At 51.9% G+C, this 17,072-nt stretch carries 10 protein-coding genes; 9 read left to right on the forward strand and 1 reads right to left on the reverse strand.

Translation table 11 applies throughout. The features are described 5' to 3' along the window. The 5 genes from QZ327_RS12585 to QZ327_RS12605 form a co-directional block, all read left to right on the forward strand. Positions 1 to 192 (forward strand): hypothetical protein (locus tag QZ327_RS12585; protein WP_294619813.1); only part of this gene is annotated, 192 nt, incomplete at its 5' end. Positions 193 to 330: 138 nt separating this feature from the next. Continuing rightward, positions 331 to 1,659, forward strand: a complete 1,329-nt coding sequence (locus QZ327_RS12590; RefSeq protein WP_294619815.1) for a family 43 glycosylhydrolase — start codon at positions 331 to 333, stop codon at positions 1,657 to 1,659. 87 nt (positions 1,660 to 1,746) lie between these two features. Continuing rightward, positions 1,747 to 2,754 (forward strand): glycoside hydrolase family 43 protein, encoded by a 1,008-nt coding sequence (locus QZ327_RS12595; RefSeq protein ID WP_294619817.1) that lies wholly within the window; start codon positions 1,747 to 1,749, stop codon positions 2,752 to 2,754. A gap of 324 nt (positions 2,755 to 3,078) precedes the next feature. Then, positions 3,079 to 6,207, forward strand: coding sequence for a TonB-dependent receptor (locus tag QZ327_RS12600; protein ID WP_294619819.1), 3,129 nt, complete (start codon positions 3,079 to 3,081; stop codon positions 6,205 to 6,207). A gap of 47 nt (positions 6,208 to 6,254) precedes the next feature. After that, positions 6,255 to 7,925 carry a RagB/SusD family nutrient uptake outer membrane protein gene (locus tag QZ327_RS12605; RefSeq protein WP_294619821.1) on the forward strand — a complete coding sequence of 557 codons (1,671 nt, stop codon included), beginning with the start codon at positions 6,255 to 6,257 and terminating at the stop codon, positions 7,923 to 7,925. Positions 7,926 to 8,044: 119 nt separating this feature from the next. On the opposite strand, the gene QZ327_RS12610 is transcribed toward QZ327_RS12605, so the two are convergent. Further along, positions 8,045 to 11,869, reverse strand: coding sequence for a response regulator (locus tag QZ327_RS12610; RefSeq protein WP_294619823.1), 3,825 nt, complete (start codon positions 11,867 to 11,869; stop codon positions 8,045 to 8,047). A 329-nt stretch (positions 11,870 to 12,198) separates the two neighbouring features. Here QZ327_RS12610 and QZ327_RS12615 point away from each other — a divergent pair, with 329 nt between their 5' ends. Genes QZ327_RS12615 through QZ327_RS12630 form a run of 4 tightly spaced genes read left to right on the forward strand, consistent with a single transcriptional unit; the run spans position 12,199 to position 16,714 of the window. Further along, a complete protein-coding gene (locus QZ327_RS12615) occupies positions 12,199 to 13,329 on the forward strand; it encodes an alpha/beta hydrolase-fold protein (RefSeq protein ID WP_294619825.1) in 1,131 nt (376 codons plus the stop codon). 43 nt (positions 13,330 to 13,372) lie between these two features. Beyond that, positions 13,373 to 14,533 carry an alpha/beta hydrolase-fold protein gene (locus QZ327_RS12620; protein WP_294619827.1) on the forward strand — a complete coding sequence of 387 codons (1,161 nt, stop codon included), beginning with the start codon at positions 13,373 to 13,375 and terminating at the stop codon, positions 14,531 to 14,533. A gap of 28 nt (positions 14,534 to 14,561) precedes the next feature. Beyond that, the gene (locus QZ327_RS12625; protein WP_294619829.1) at positions 14,562 to 15,260 is read left to right on the forward strand and encodes an acetylxylan esterase; all 699 of its coding nucleotides are present in this window, start codon (positions 14,562 to 14,564) and stop codon (positions 15,258 to 15,260) included. A gap of 2 nt (positions 15,261 to 15,262) precedes the next feature. Beyond that, positions 15,263 to 16,714, forward strand: coding sequence for a family 43 glycosylhydrolase (locus QZ327_RS12630; protein WP_294619831.1), 1,452 nt, complete (start codon positions 15,263 to 15,265; stop codon positions 16,712 to 16,714). Positions 16,715 to 17,072 lie beyond the last annotated feature (358 nt).

The raw sequence follows: 17,072 nt of genomic DNA on the forward strand, positions 1-17,072 counted from the left end.
GTTACGGGGGAAGGGCTTGCGGGAGCCGGAGAGAGTCATCACCCTTCGGGACAGGAATTGAAAGCCGATACTTCCATAAACACATACGCAAGAGTATCGGCTCCAACTTCTCTGACTTCTTTAACTTCTCTAACTCCTGTAAATGAAAGAGCCGTGCAAGGGAATCAGAGGAGCTATCGGGAATTAGAATGAGCCGACTATGCTCCCAACCTGCAGATAACGTATGATAACCAATCATTTATATTTAAAAATATAAGAGTTATATCTAAAAGTATAAGGAGACAAGAGGGCAACCGCGCTACATTTGCGGTGCACAACAATTATAATATTATGAAAAAACAACTCCTTTTACTCTTGGCGGCAATTGGCATTATAAGTACGCTCAAGGCGCAGAACCCGGTCATCAGAGACCAATTTACCGCCGACCCTACGGCGCGCGTGTTCAACGGTAAGGTATATATTTATCCCTCACACGATATCCCCAGTCCTGTGGACCGTCTGAAAGAATGGTTCTGCATGGCAGACTATCACGTATTTTCCTCGACCAACCTGACCGACTGGACAGACCACGGTGTCATCCTCACACAAAACAACGTGCCTTGGGTACAGCCCGACTCTTACTCCATGTGGGCACCCGACTGTGTATGCAAAGACGGAAAATACTACTTCTATTTCCCCAGTACCCCCAAAGGTGAAGGCAGACGCGGATTCAATGTCGGCGTTGCCGTTGCGGATACCCCCACAGGACCGTTCATCCCCGAAGCAGAACCCATCAAGGGTATATCCGGCATTGACCCCTGTGTACTGATAGACACCAACGGAGAGTCATACATCTACTGGTCGGGACGCGGCATATCGGTAGCAAAACTGAAACCGAACATGTTGGAGCTGGCTTCCGAACCGATAACGGTCCAGGGGCTTCCCGAAGGATTCAAGGAAGGTCCTTACGCTTTCAAGCGCAACGACAAATACTACCTGACCTTCCCGTGGGTACAGGACAAGACCGAAACATTGGCTTATGCCATGTCGGACAACCCGATGGGTCCCTTCACTTTTAAAGGGATAATCATGGACGAATCGCCCTCGGGCTGCTGGACCAACCATCACTCCATCACGGAGTACAACGGGCAGTGGTATCTCTTCTATCATCACAATGACTACTCCCCGAATTTCGACAAGAACCGTTCGGCACGCATCGACTCACTTTCTTTCAACACGGACGGTACTATCAAGAAAGTGAGACCGACACTGCGCGGCGTAGGCATAACCGATGCGCGCGGCAAGATTCAAATAGACCGCTACTCGGCAATAAGCCCTTACGGCGCATCTATCGACTACCTTAATCCGTCCAATACATTCGAAGGGTGGCAGACCTTGTTCCACCGCGCAGACACATGGGTGGCATACAACGGAGTGGATTTCGGAACCGCTCCCGTAAAACGGCTCAAAGCACGCGTACGCTCGGAAAAAGGCGGAGTGATAACCGTGCGGACCTCGGGTGACAAAGGAGTGACCATTGCCGAACTGCCCATAAAGGCAACCGAACGATGGGCGGAAATCAGTACAAGCGTACGCAACGCCCCCGCAGGCATGCAAGACTTGGTTGTCACACAGACCGGAGGAAATCCGGTAGCCGTAGACTGGATAAGCTTCGAATAATCCGTTCAGCCCCGGTCTGCCAACCATAGAAACATTCTATTATCAACAATACATCAATCAGTTATACCCTTTAACAACATATCGCGTATGAAGAAAAATCTATTATTTCCCGTTTTTTGCATCATTCTCCTGTGTATGGGATGTATGCAACACCCGCAGCCGAAAACTTTCCGCAACACGGGCAATCCGCTTATCAAGGATAAATTTACCGCCGACCCTGCCCCGCTGGTGCACGACGGAACGCTCTATCTCTACGTAGGACACGATGAGTATTACGAAGGTCAGGACACCGCTCACGGCGGCAAAGAGTTCAACATCACCGAGTGGCTCTGCTACTCCACGCAAGACATGCAGACATGGACCGACCACGGTGCCGTGCTGAAACCCGCAGACTTCCAATGGGCGGTAGGCGAGGCATGGGCATCGCAGGTGATAGAACACAACGGCAAGTTCTATTACTACACCACCGTACAGGCGGGCGAACCCTATAACAGCAAAGCTGTCGGCGTAGCGGTCAGCAACTCTCCTATCGGTCCTTTCACCGATGCAATCGGCAAACCCCTCGTTACCGATGACATGACTCCCAACGGCACACGCGGCTGGTGGAACGATATAGACCCCACCGCCCTGATTGACGACAACGGACAGGCTTGGCTCTGCTGGGGAAACGGCACCTGTTTCCTTGCCAAACTGAAACCCAATCTCACCGAGATTGACGGTGATATCCAAACGGTAGACCTGCCCCGCTATGTCGAAGGTCCCTGGTTGCATAAACATGGAGAACTGTATTATCTTACATACGCCTCTTTCGGACAGGGACGTGAGAATATATCTTATGCCACTGCCCCCTCCATGGAAGGTCCCTGGACTCCGCAAGGCGAATTAACCGGCATGGCGGAAAACAGTTTCACGATCCATCCGGGAATTGCCGAATTCAAAGGCAAATGGTACCTGTTCTATCACAATGCAACTCTGACAATCGACGGCCATGCCGGAGCGATAGGACGGCGCAGTGTGTGTGTAGACGAATTGCATTACAATCCGGACGGCACGATGCAGAAAGTGATACAGACAAAGCAAGGCACGGCGGAATAATCGACAAAAAACGGTTTAAACCTTCTCCCGCATGCTTTGGAAGGTCTTTTGAAAATATCCCCTGTGTCTGCCATGCTTTTCATGGCAGACACAGGGTCGGATAGAACCCTTTCAAGTAAAGTTTAAACTTCCCTTGAAACAATGCAATACTTTAATTATCCTTATGTTAAACCAAAATTAATCCGCCTATGATAAAAATCTAAAAAGAAGAACACATACCGCAAAAAAAGAGGTTATATAGCATTTGTTTATGTCATATATTTCTTATATACAAATCTAACTACTAATAATAAATCATTTATTAAAAATTACCAATCTATGCTTATGAAAACAAGAATTTTGTTTTTACTGGTGTTTGCTGCTTTTTGCTCTACTATGGCAATGGCACAAATCCAAATCAAGGGTACTGTTGTCTCAGACGCCGGTTCCGAACCAATGATTGGTGTTGCCATTCTGGAGAATGGAACTACCAACGGTTGCATCACCGATCTCGATGGTAACTACTCGCTTCAGGTGAACAGCAATGCAACACTTACCGTTTCTTTTGTAGGTTATAAGACACAGACCATTAAGGTCAACGGCCGTAACAGAATCGACATCCGTATGCAGGAAGACTTAAAGGTGCTCGATGAAGTGGTGGTGGTAGGTTATGGCGTTCAGCGCAAGAGTGACCTTACAGGAGCCATCGCTTCGGTCAACGGAGACGATATCAAGAACCTTGCGACAGTCGATGCCGGTGCCGCCCTCCAAGGAAAGGCTGCCGGTGTGCAGATTTTGAACACATCCGGCGCTCCGGGCGAAGGAGCGAAAATCCGTATCCGCGGTTATTCGTCAAACTCCGACCAACTCGGTCCGCTATTGATTGTCGATGGTCTGAAGGTCGACAACATCCAATACCTCGACCCCTCCATGATTGAATCTATGGAAGTCCTGAAAGATGCCGCTTCGGCTGCAATCTACGGTGCCCAGGCAGGTAACGGTGTTGTCCTCATCACGACAAAGACCGGCAGCAGCGCAAACGGACGTCCCAAAGTGACATACGCCTTTAAGGCTATCAACCAACGTCTTGGCAAGACACCCGAACTGTTCGGTGCAAAAGACTGGATTAAGTACAAAGAGATGTCGGGCTATGACATGAAGACCATGTGCGAAGCCAACGGCGTTGACTACAACAACCCGCAGGAAACGGACTGGATTAAGGAAGTGTTCGACACAAGCTGGGCAACCCAGCACTCCGTCACTTTCCAGGACGGCAACGACAAGGGACATTTCTTCACTTCCGTCAACTACCTGGACAATGACGGTATCGTACGCGGGAAGAAAGACACCTATACCCGCCTCTCTGCCCAGCTCAATGCCGATTACCAACTCTACAAGTGGATAAAGGTAGGCACCAACACTTCTATTGAAAAGTGGGCAACCCGCAGCATCACTCACCAGAGCGCTTACGGTTCCATGCTTACACCAGCTCTCCTGCTCGACCCGCTGACTCCGGTGTATTGGGACAGCACCGATGACTTTACGACAGGCATGAAAGAGGTCTATGCCACCAATCCCGAGAAAATCCTCGTTGCGCCGAACGGCAAGTACTATGCCACTTCCAAGTTCCAAATGGATGACAACGGCAACCCGCTCCTCCAGCGCGACCGCCGCAACTACAAGAACTCCGGATTCACCGTCCGCGGAACGGCTTTCGTAGACCTTACCCCGATTGACGGCCTTGTGATGACCTCGCGCTTTTCTTACCGCATCGCACAAAGCAACAGCCACGACTATGCCGAACCCTACTACATGAACGGACAGGCAAAAGCCGATGACTACTCCATCTCTGCCAGTGCCAACAACAACCACTACTACCAATGGGAAAACTTCGCCAACTTCAACAAGACGCTGTTTGGCAAGCACAATGTGGGCGCCATGATTGGTATGTCTTATACGGAATACCGTTCGGACAACGTGTCGGGTTCGGCCACCGGTACGGGCGGCAACAAGATTCTCTCCGGCGATGCCGACAACTTCAAGTATCTGGATTACGTAAACTCGGCATCGACCACCACCAAGAGCATCGGAAACCTTCCGGGACTTTCCACCAGCCTCTCCTACTTCGGCCGTCTGCTCTATACGTTCGATAACCGCTACAGCTTCCAGTTCAACTACCGTGCCGATGCTTTTGACACTTCCAAACTTCCGGCAGACAAACGTTGGGGCAAGTTCCCGTCAGTGGCCGTAGGCTGGAACATCAGCAATGAGAAGTTCTTCAAAGACAATGTCAGCAGCGATGTTATGTCATTCCTGAAGTTCCGCGCCTCTTGGGGCCGTAACGGTAATGTGAACGTGCTCAGCAACTACCCGTACACCGCACCCATCAGCTACAATGCCGCCTGGTATCAGTACGGAGACGATCCCAGCCAACACTACGGCTCGTATCCTTCCGGCCTTGCCAACCCGAACCTGAAATGGGAGACATCCGAACAGCTGGACCTCGGTCTTGACATGCGTTTCCTAAACGACCGTCTGACAGTCAGCCTGGACTACTACAACAAGAACACAAAAGACCTTCTTGTAAGAATCAACCCGGTTCCCGAAGTCTACACCAACCAGACTACCGTGAACGCCGGTGAAATCAACAACAAAGGTTTTGAGTTCGAAGCCAGTTGGAAAGACCATATCGGCAACCTTTCCTACAATGTCAACGCCAACTTCTCGACCTTGAAGAACGAAGTGACTTACCTGTATGACGACCTCACACGCATCACAGCCAGCAAAGGCGGTGTAGACGGTACCAACAACAAAGTTCATACCGCATTCGAGGAGGGCCACTCCATCTGGTATTTCCGCGCGTTCGACTATGCTGGTGTAGACAGCGAGACAGGTGCTCCCTTGTTCCGCAACCGCGACGGCAACATCGTAGGCTCTTCGGAACTGACCGACGAGGACATGACGGACATCGGCAGCGCCATTCCGAAATTCACTTACGGCATCACCCTCAACCTCGAATACAAAGGCATTGACTTCACGGCATTCGGAACGGGTGTGGCAGGCAACAAGATTTTCAACATCCTCTACCGTGCAGACACCCCGTTGCGCAACTCTCTGAGATACTATATGGACAATGCCTGGACACCGGAGAACAAGGGAGCCTCCATGCCGGCACCCGACCAAGTGGCCACCGACCTTAATTTCTGGGGGTCGAGCGCCTCTATGTTCAACGGCTCTTACTTCAAAATCAAGCAACTCCAGCTCGGCTACACCTTGCCCAAGCGGCTCACTCAGAAAGCAGCAATCAAAAACCTCCGCTTCTTTGTCTCCTTGGACGACTTCTTCACATTCTCCAAGTATCCGGGCATGGATCCCGAAACCGCAACCACCGGCAGAAACGGCGGCGCAGGCTTCGACATCGGCTCTTACCCCACCATGAAGAAGTGCTCCTTCGGTGCAAGCTTCGCATTTTGACCGAGATTAGTTTTACTTGAAAAACCTCAAAAAAAAGTATATTCATTATGAAAAAGATTATATATCCGCTTTTAGGTGCCGCATTGGTCTTCAGTGCTTGTGAGGACCGCCTCAACATCGAGCAGAAAGGTGTCATCTCATTCGACAGCTTCTACCGGACCGATGACGATGCACAAAATGCGCTCAACAACCTCTATCAGTCATTCTGCCTGAACATTGCCGGCAATGAGGGTACTTACATCGCCCTTCCCGTACTGTTCAATGAAGCCGGCGACGACATGCTGGCGGCAGGAAACAACTATGGAGACAACGACTTCGGCGCGCAAATCAACGAGTTCCGCTACGACTCACAGAACGAAGTCATCAAGAATGCCTATTGGGGACTTTACGGTGTGATATACGACACCAACATCATTCTTGACAACATAGAGCCTACTACCGACGTGAAGAAACGTGTATGCGCCGAGGCCCGCGCACTCCGTGCCTGGGCACACTTCATACTTGCCATCGGATGGAATTGCCCTCCATTGGTAGACCATGTTCTCCCGCCGGATACCAAACCCTCCAACTATGAAGGCGGCCATGACAAACTCCTTGAATGGTGCGCGTTGGAAGCGGAAGCTGCCGTAAATGACCTTGACGAACGTACAAGCCCTACAGACAAAGTAGGTGCTTCAAAGGTAACCAAAGGTTTCGCCCTCACGCTGGCAGGCAAGGCCCGCCTTTTCATGGGCGACTATGCAGGTGCGAAAGCCGACCTCAAGCAGGTTATCGAATCGAAGAAGTACGAACTTGTGCCCACCGAACGTTGGGCAAACCTCTTCCACGCATCGGGCGACCTCTGCGAAGAGATGATTTTCCAGGCAAACGCTCTTGAGAACGCAAATATCGGCGACTGGAGCAACAAAATCCAGCGCACCTCCTGGATGTTCATCCAGTTCTGGAACTGGCGCACCGACAAGCTCGCCTCCATGCCTTCGTTCATCGGGGTAGACGGTTGGGGCGGCCACTCCATCCGTGCAGATTTCGCCGAACGCATGTTGCAGAACGACGGCGACTCTCCCCGCCGCAAGGCAACTTTCCTTACCTCTGATGAGTTCCTCTACGAAATGGAATGGAACGGTACAAAGGATAAGAATCTGACCCGTGCGGAACTTGAGACTTCCAAAGAAATAGGTATCAAGAACCCGACAGGCCTCTATGGTTTCGCCGGCTATTTCGCCAACAAGTTTGTCGCTTGGCCGGAGGACAACGAGAAAGGCTGGTATGGCTTCAAGAACCTCACCATCTTCCGTTATGCCGAAGTACTACTGATGTATGCCGAAGCCTGCGCACAAACGGACGATGCGGACGGACTTGGACTTAAATGCCTTCAGGAGATTCAGAACCGCGCAGGTTCAGACCACGTTTCCACACAGCTCACACTGGACGAAGTCAAGAACGAGAAGGGCTTCGAAATGTGGCTCGAAGGAGTCCGCTTCCCGGACATGGTACGTTGGGGAGATACAGACGGCGTAAAAGACAATGGGAAAAACATTCCTACCACTTACGATGCCCTCTTTACAAAGAAAGAAGATAAACATCGTATCTATGTCGAGTACTCAAATCCCAACAAGGGAACTACAGGTTTTGTAAAGGGCAAACACGAATACTTCGCATTCCCGTTTGATGCGGTTTCCATCAACCCGAACTTGAAACAAAACCCAAGCGGTGAATAAACAATAAATACAAGGAGGATGTGTCCAAATTCCCGGGAGTCAACTTCACAGGTTTCGACACATCCTCCCTATTTTATCTCCACAAGCAATTGCATATTCTGCCAAACCGGCTCTTGCTCTTACATAACCTCCGTAGGTGTCTTCCCGAAATATTCCTTAAAGACTTTACTGAAGTAGGCAGGTGTGCTGAATCCGCACATTTCACTCACCTCTGTCACATTGTATTTTCCCGAACGCAGCTTTTCCATCGCATAGTTCAAGCGGATTGAGCGAATGAACTCCACTACCGACAAATTGGTAAGCGCCTTTATTTTCTTATAAAGCAACGACTGGCTCATGGCAAGCGCGGAAGCAAACTCCTCCTTACCGAAGTTCTCGTTGGCAATATTGGCACGTACACATTCAATGGCTTTCTTTATAAACTCATCATTCATCTGATTTGCCACAATGGAGCGCGCATCATCCTGTTTCGCTTCAATGGCTTTTTGAAGTACAATGCGCCTGTTACGGATGATAGAGGTTATACGGCTTATCAGCAATGCCATATCAAACGGTTTGACCAGGTAGTTGTCCGCCCCCAATCCCAACCCATGCAACTGGTTGGTTTTGTCGGAAAGGGCGGTAAGCAAAATCACGGGGATATGAGAAGTCTCGTAAGCAGACTTGACCCTGCGGCAAAGTTCAAAACCATCCATGCGCGGCATCACGATATCCGAAACAATGAGGTCGGGCTGCACGTCATTCATCATTTCCCAAGCCTCTTGCCCGTCCCGGGCGGTTGTTACCCGGAAATACTCACGCAACGGATGCACCATGAACTCGCATAAGGAGTGATTGTCCTCCACGACCAGAATATGCATGTCGTGTACTTCCACATCGCCACTTGCCGCAACATCCACTTTATCAGCCGCCGGACTATCGGCGGTTCTCGCCGGGGAAGCCGCCCGCAACGGCACGGTCACATCGAAAGTAGTTCCCACGCCAAGCTCGCTTGCCACGGCAATCTTTCCGTTATGGATGGAAACATATTTCTTAGCCATCAGCAAGCCGATGCCCGAGCCTACAACCTGGGCGTTTACGGCATTGTCGCTCCGATAAAACTCACGAAACAGCTTACGTTGCGCCGCCTTGCTGATGCCCATCCCGTAATCCTTGACACGCAGCGTCCATTCGGCAGCCGTCCCGGCAAAAGCCACTTCAACGCGCCCCCCCGAGGCAGAGTACTTCACCGCATTGGAAAGCAGGTTGTCCACCACCCTTTCCAACATGCGCGCATCGGCTTGCACCCAATACTCTTCCGGCATAATGTCCACCGCCACCTCTATCTGTTTGCCGGCGGCATACGATACATAAATTGCCGTGCGCCGCCTGATCAAATCGGCAAGATTAAGAGCAGCAAACACCGGTTGTTCGCACCCGATATCCAGTTTTTCAAAATCGAGCAACTGCGTAGCCGTATCAGACAACCGTGTAGTCTGCTCGGATGCCAGTGCGACGCACCTGGCTCCCCACGATGAGAGATTGTTCTCTTTATTCAACTCCTCTATAGGTGCTTTGATAAGCATCAGCGAGGTACGTATGTCGTGTGCCATGCGTGTGAAGAAGCGTATCTTCTCCTCCGAGTAGCGGCGGTGCAAATGCTGTATATAATAACGGATGGCAAGAAACAATAGCCCCGCCACTACCGCCAGCACCAGCAGCCGGAACCAGACTGTCTGCCAAAAGGGAGGGTCTATGACAACAGACATCTGGCGTTCCGACAGGAGAGTGCCGTCATACATCCGGATACACAGCGTATAATTTCCTGCCCGCAAATTGGTGTAATTGATGAACCGGTTTGTGGTATAGGCAGACCATTCGTCATCCTGCCCCACCAGCTTCCAGGAAAAAGCGACGGATTTGCTGACATATCCCAACGGAAGCACCGATAGTGTAAAAGAAGTTTGCGGATAACTTAAATGCAAGGTGGAAAGGCTGTCGATAGGAACTTCCAGCCCGAAGTCCGCCATTTCCCGGATGGAGCGGCCGGACACGCGTATATCCGAAAAATAGATACGTCCCGAAGCACTGATGGAATCAACTTTGTCGGGATAAAACAGCACCGCTCCATTGTTGCTGCCGAAAGCCACTCTTCCATCGGGCAACCTGCATGCCGCATTGACGCTGAATGAGGTATTCGCCAGTTGCCGCTGGGTTCCAAATGTCCGTATTTGTTTGTGCGAAAGGTCATAGCAACATAATCCGTCGTTCGTACCTATCCACAGATTATCATCCAGCAGCAACGCGCTTTTCGTATAGTTGCAGGGCAATCCTTGCTGCGTGGTAACATGCACCTGCCCGGCAGTACGCATATCCAGCCCTATCACCCCGTCGCCCGAGGTACAGACCCATACGGTATGCCCCACTACAACAATGTCATGCACCGTGCAGGCGGATAAAAGCACGTCAAACTTGCCTGTCTCCTTATCCAGCAACAACAGCCCGTAAGCACATCCCAGCAAAATCTGCCCGGGCGAAAGTTCGGCAAAGCAATATACCGGTTGCGCATCATAAGCGCGAAGCCGCCCGTCGGCAGAATGACGGCAATACACACTGCCTTTCACACCCCCCATCCACACATCGCCTTGGCTATCGGTATAAGTGGCAAACACCAAACCGCCCGCGCCAAACAGAGCGCCGTCACGGGCGGTATAATGATGCAGCTCACGCCCTGTAGCTTCGTCCAGCACATACACCCCGCCGCCGTAGGTGCCTGCGTAAATACGCCCTTTCCTATCGGCAGCCAGCGACAGGAACACGCGTTGGGAACCGCCATACAACTGCTTCCACGCATGGGTATGAGCGTCACGCAAAGCGATGCCGTCGTTCGTTGCAAGCCAAAGGTTTCCCCGGCTGTCGGTCAGGATGTGGTTTACCCCGTTGTTATGCAGCGATTGCGGGTTATTGACCTTATGCACCAAGTGTTCCACATCAGAATGCTCTATCTCCGTATATTGCAATCCCCCGCTGTTAGTCGCCGCCCACACCCGCCGGCGACTGTCGGCAAGCAAAGACAAAACCCCGTTGCCGTGCAGGGATGCAGGATTGTCGAAGTCCTCGCGCAGCACCTGCTCCACCCGGCAAGCTTCCGAATCGAGTATCCATATCCCGCCGCCGTCAATGCCCAGCCAAAGCGAAGCGGAATCGGGTATCAGGATATCCCGCACAATAAGTTTCGGCAACCGGGGAAGCGCGGCTTTCCGGACCGCCTGCTCCTTGAGCTCGTACTGCCACAACCCCGCATTATACGTCCCTATCCACACGCGGTTGTTCCGCCCGTCATAGCGAAGGGACGAAATGGCATGGGGAAAATCGCCCTTCAGTTTCTCCTGCGTACATTCGCGGGTGTTTATGCAATATACGGACGATTGTATGAAAGCCAGCGCACGGCAATCGTCCAGCAAGGCAATGTTGGAAAAGCCCGCCATACCGTCAAAGAACCGGACCACCTCGCCGCCCGTCCAATAGAAGATACCGGCACTGGTACTTATCCATACCTTCCCGCCGCCATCTATCAGCAAATTGGTCACCCACTCCTCGTTGCCCAACAATGAAGAGAGTGCAAACCACTGTTCGAACTTGTTCAGAACAGGATTATAACGGAAAACCTGCCCGTTCTGGGTGGCCACCACCAACAAGTTGCCGCGGCATGCCATTTTTACCTGCATCACATCCGTTGTGGCATAAGGGAGTTCGTAAAGCCGGTAATCGTCGGCGGTAACGCGCAGAACGCCCGTACGCGAAGCCGCCCAGACAAATCCGTTGTCATCACGCTCCACGGCAGTTATCTCGCGCATGGAGATGCCGAACAAATCATTGATGCTGTTAAAAGTAAAATCCCGGGAGACGGCTTGATGAAATCCAAATAAGAGAAAAGTGAATATCAATAACAGTGAGTTTTTCATACATCTTATATTTCTTCCTACAAAACACGACAAAGATACTAATATTACTTTTTGGGTGGAATCAAGAGCCTGCTTAAATTTTGTTCCGCACGCGGCTTTTTCATTTGCAGGAGTTATCACATCGTTCCGCTCCGTCGGGAGTTAAAAGCATGTTTTTTCGAGCCTTCTTCCCGAAGGTGCCTTCCTGTTTTCAGGGTCAACCGAAAGCACAGTGCCGCCAACGGGGCTTATTATTTAAAAGTATAAGGAATATATTCAAAAATACAAAGAAGAAAGCCTGCAGCGCGTCTACCTTTGTGAAGTTAACAACTAAAAACACGAATTGCTTTATGAACAAATTCTTCTTTTTCCTGCTACTTCAAGCAGTATGTTCAGGTATTCTCCTGGCACAACCCGGCCGTCCGGCAAAGGATGAATCCACGCTGCCCGGCAAGCGTGGCGAACTCAATGTGCGCAGTGCCGCATATCCGCGCCTTTTGCCCGGCAACCGCATGGAGTTCAAGATAAAAGCGCCCGATGCCAAGAAGGTACAAATCAACTTAGGCCGTATATATGACCTTGTACGCAATGCGGACGGTGAATGGACAGGCATCACAGACCCGCTTACACAAGGCTTCCACTACTATTTCCTTATTATAGACGGCGTATCCGTTGCCGACCCCGCCGGCGAGTCATTCTATGGATGCAGCATGATGGCAAGCGGCGTGGAGATTCCCTATCCCGACGGTGACGTAAGGTTCTATATGGCGGACGTTCCTCACGGAGACATCCGCATGAAACGGTATTTCTCCCAAACCGCCAACGGCTGGAGACGTATGTTCGTATACTGCCCGCCCGGCTACGACACATCCCGCCAGACTTACCCCGTGCTCTACCTGCAACACGGCGGCGGCGAAGATGAACGCGGTTGGTCCAACCAAGGACGCACCGACATCATCATGGACAACCTGATTGCCCAGGGAGAAGCGAAACCGATGATTATCGTCATGACAGACGGCAACACGCACGATTTTGAAAGCGAACTGCTCAAGGAGTGCATCCCGTTCGTGGAGAAGAACTTCCGCGTGAAGACAGACCGCGACAACCGTGCCCTGGCAGGATTGTCCATGGGCGGCATCCAGACCTTGAATACAGGCATCCCCAACCTCGACCGCTTTGCCTATTTAGGCATCTTCAGTTCCGGATGGTGGGCGAAACCGACCCCCTTCGGCGGAAGCAGCGATACCGAGAAGTATTACAAAATGCTGCAAGACAAAAAGAACGATTACAACACGAAGCTGAAGCAATTCTGGATTTCCATGGGCGGCAAGGAAGACATAGCCTACAACAATTGCCAGGTGATGATGAAGCGCTTTGACCAGATAGGCATCAAATACACCTACTTCGAAACCCCGGGCGGCCATACCTGGCCCGTGTGGCGTGAAAGCTTATACCGGTTTGCCCCGCTCCTTTTCAGATGACAACCATGATAAACAATTATACATCATTTAAAACATTCGAATTATGAAAAACGCATTCAAGCTTATTTTCTCATCTTTGCTGGCACTGCCCCTGGCGGTATGTGCCCAACAGCAGAGTTTTCCGGAAGGAACCGTTCCCAACGAACACAACATCAACGGAGCCGAGTATCCGCGCATAGGCAAAGACAGGCGGGTGCACTTCAGGGTATATGCCCCCAACGCCCAAAAGGTGGAAATCAGTTTCCGCGGTGAAATGACGAAAGAGGCAGACGGATATTGGTCGCTCGTATCGAAAGAGCCCGAAGTGGTGGGCTTCCATTATTACCAGTTGATAGTAGACGGCGTAAGTGCCGCCGACCCTAACGGCAAACCGTTTTTCGGCATGGGCAAATGGGTAAGCGGCATCGAGATTCCGGAAGAAGGAGTGGATTATTACGCCATCAAGAATGTGCCCCACGGAGCAATCAGCCAAAGCTGGTACTACTCAAACATCCGCCGGGAATGGCGCAGATGCATCGTCTACACACCTGCCGAATATGACAAGAACCCTTCCAAGAAATATCCGGTGCTGTATCTGCAACACGGAATGGGAGAGAACGAGACAAGCTGGGCAAACCAGGGCAAGATGAACTTCATTATGGACAACCTGATTGCCGAAGGCAAAGCCAAGCCTATGATTGTGGTAATGGACAACGGCAACATCGAGGTGTTCAAGACCAATCCGGGAGAAAGCCCTGCCGACGCCCGGGCAAGATTCGGGGCACAGTTCCCCGCCATCATGGTCAATGAAATCATTCCGCACATCGAATCCAACTTCCGGACACTGACCGACCGCGACAACCGCGCGATGGCAGGACTGTCATGGGGCGGGCTTCTTACATTCAACACCACCCTGAACAACCTGGACAAATTCGCCTACATAGGCGGCTTCAGCGGAGCGGGCAGCATCGACCTGAAAAACATCGACACCACCTACAACGGGGTTTTCAAAGACCGCAAGGCATTCAACAAGAAGGTGCACGCATTCTTCCTAGGCATCGGTTCGGAGGAACATCCCGAAAGGACCAAGAACCTCAGCGACGGACTGAAGGCTGCCGGCATCGACAACACCTACTACGAATCCCCGGGCACAGCCCACGAGTTCCTCACCTGGCGCAGGTGCCTGAAGGAATTCGTTCCGCTCCTGTTCAGAACAAACAATTAATGTGTCATCGAAGAAATACATCGAAATAATGAAAATCCCTCATTGCAAAATATTGTTGGCGGTCTGTTTCACCGCCATAACGAGTGTGCATTCCTTTGCACAGAACAAAGAGTCCGACTCTCCTTTGGCGCCCTACTTTTCACCGGGCGGCACCGACGTCATGTATCCCGACGACGAAGGTTTCATACGCCGTTGGCTACTGCTCGAACCCATAGACAAGCCCAACCGCAGCAATACGGTGTTCACGGACAGCTATATCCGGCAGGCTTTTACGACCGAATATTTCCCCAAGCAGTTCACCATACTGCCCAAAGACGGCGAGAAAGTAAAGGTAGGCAAGCAGAAGCTGACCTGGCACGCACTCGACAGCAACCTGTTCAACGTGAAGCTGTTCCGCTTCGCCTCCAACCTTGAGAAGCAGATATACGGCGTGCTGTTTTGGGCGGTCACGGTCATCAATTGTCCGGAAGACATGCCCGACGTACGGATATCGGTAGGTTCAAACTCCGCTTCCATGTGGTGGCTGAACGGCGAAGAGGCGGTTATCCTGTCCGGCGACCGCCGTATGGTGAAGGACGACTGCCTGTCCAAGCGCCTGACCTTGAAAAAAGGGAAAAACATCCTGCGCGGAGCTGTCATCAACGGTCCCGGCATGAGTGATTTCTGTATCCGTCTCCTCGATGAAAAGGGAGCGCCTGTTAAAAACATTACCATCAGTTACAAATGACCATGAAAACAAAAGCTATATTCTGGGGCGCAACCGCCCTGCTATCTCTGCTGATATCCGAAAAAGCAAACGCACAAATCGGCGAACCGTACATACACGACCCCTCTACCATCATGGAATGCGAAGGGAAATACTACACCTTCGGCACAGGCGGGGGCGGACTTATCTCCGAAGACGGCTGGACGTGGAACGGCGGCGCAGTGCGCCCCGGCAGAGGCGCCGCTCCCGATGCCGTGAAAATAGGCGACCGCTACCTGATTGCCTACAGTTCTACCGGCGGCGGACTTGGCGGCAGCCATCGCGGCACGGTACTGACAATGTGGAACAAGACATTAGACCCCAATTCGCCCGACTTCAAATACACCGAAGCGGTAGTGGTCGCTTCGTCCGAAGACAATGAGGACTGCGATGCCATCGACGCCGGCTTGTTGCTCGACCCCACAGACGGACGGTTGTGGCTCTCTTACGGCACCTACTTCGGCTTCATCCGGCTGGTAGAGCTCGACCCCGCCACCGGCAAACGGATGGAAGGAAACGAACCCATCAACATTGCCATCGACTGCGAGGCTACCGACCTGATATACCGCAACGGCTGGTACTATCTGCTGGGCACGCACGGCACTTGCTGCGACGGCCCTAACTCCACATACAACATCGTGGTAGGCCGCTCGCGCAAAGTCACGGGTCCCTACATCGACAATATGGGCAGGGATATGCTGGAAGGCGGCGGAAAGATGGTGATTGCCGCCGGAAACCGCCAGACGGGACCCGGACACTTCGGCCGCTTCATCGAGACGGAAGGAGTGGAAAAGATGTCGTGCCACTTCGAGGCGGACTTCGACCGGGGCGGCCGCAGCGTGCTTGCCATACGTCCGCTCCTGTGGAAAAACGATTGGCCCGTAGCAGGCGAGGTCTTCAAGGAAGGCACATACGAGATTGAGTCCGAGCGCAGGGGCTACGCCCTTGAACTTGCCGTCGACTTCGTGCGCATGGCAAGCGTAAGGCACCGTTTCTGGGAGAAGAGCGAAGAGCCCGTGGTGCCCTTGAAATCGCAGACCCTGCAAGAGGTCATCGGCACATGGCCGGAAGGCAACATCGACGTAAGAATCGGCGACTATATGTTCCGCCCCCACCAAAGATGGACAATCGCCGCCGTGCCCGATGCCGGAGGCTATCTGGGAGCTCCCTACTACAAAATAGTGATTGAAGGCACACAGCGCGCGCTGGCAGCCACCGCGGATGCCGAAGTGATAGCCGTGCCCGAATTTACGGGAGCACCCGAACAACTTTGGAGAATAGAGCAACTGACCGACGGTACCTACCGCATCATGCCCAAAGAAGTGCCCGGCACGGACGAAGAGCTGGTATTGGTTTCCGTAGGAGACAGCACCCCCTCGCTGGGCAAATTCGACATGAACAGCGATAATTCCAAATGGAACTTCCGCAACCATTAAGAGTTGCCCTGAACAAGGATACGCACCCGCACAAGCAGCCGGCAGACGCCGGAAACGGACCGGCTTCGGCTGTTTGCGCAAAACAAAGTGAAACATCATCCATTCACTTCATGACAAAAAGGCGGTAAAACCGCCTTTTTTCTTACTCCCCTCCCTGCCCCTTTCTGCCGAAACAGGAATCTCGTGCATAAAGCGCGGATAAATATTCCCTTATTTCCGATAGATATGCGCTGTTTATGCAGAAGACGGATATCCCCGCCGTTGGATGCAAGTGTTTCCGGCGTTGGATACAAGTGTTTCAGCCGACAGACATTAACATCTGTCGTGATAGACATTAATGCCGCTCATGACAGACATT

This window comes from uncultured Bacteroides sp., from assembly GCF_910578895.1.
GTDB lineage: Bacteria > Bacteroidota > Bacteroidia > Bacteroidales > Bacteroidaceae > Bacteroides.

What these genes read in the sequence shown, in the direction of transcription:
- QZ327_RS12590 (WP_294619815.1), top strand. Translation starts at nt 331, where the DNA reads ATGAAAAAACAACTCCTTTTACTCTTGGCGGCAATTGGCATTATAAGT.
- QZ327_RS12595 (WP_294619817.1), top strand. Translation starts at nt 1,747, where the DNA reads ATGAAGAAAAATCTATTATTTCCCGTTTTTTGCATCATTCTCCTGTGT.
- QZ327_RS12600 (WP_294619819.1), top strand. Translation starts at nt 3,079, where the DNA reads ATGAAAACAAGAATTTTGTTTTTACTGGTGTTTGCTGCTTTTTGCTCT.
- QZ327_RS12605 (WP_294619821.1), top strand. Translation starts at nt 6,255, where the DNA reads ATGAAAAAGATTATATATCCGCTTTTAGGTGCCGCATTGGTCTTCAGT.
- QZ327_RS12610 (WP_294619823.1), bottom strand. Translation starts at nt 11,869, where the DNA reads ATGAAAAACTCACTGTTATTGATATTCACTTTTCTCTTATTTGGATTT.
- QZ327_RS12615 (WP_294619825.1), top strand. Translation starts at nt 12,199, where the DNA reads ATGAACAAATTCTTCTTTTTCCTGCTACTTCAAGCAGTATGTTCAGGT.
- QZ327_RS12620 (WP_294619827.1), top strand. Translation starts at nt 13,373, where the DNA reads ATGAAAAACGCATTCAAGCTTATTTTCTCATCTTTGCTGGCACTGCCC.
- QZ327_RS12625 (WP_294619829.1), top strand. Translation starts at nt 14,562, where the DNA reads ATGAAAATCCCTCATTGCAAAATATTGTTGGCGGTCTGTTTCACCGCC.
- QZ327_RS12630 (WP_294619831.1), top strand. Translation starts at nt 15,263, where the DNA reads ATGAAAACAAAAGCTATATTCTGGGGCGCAACCGCCCTGCTATCTCTG.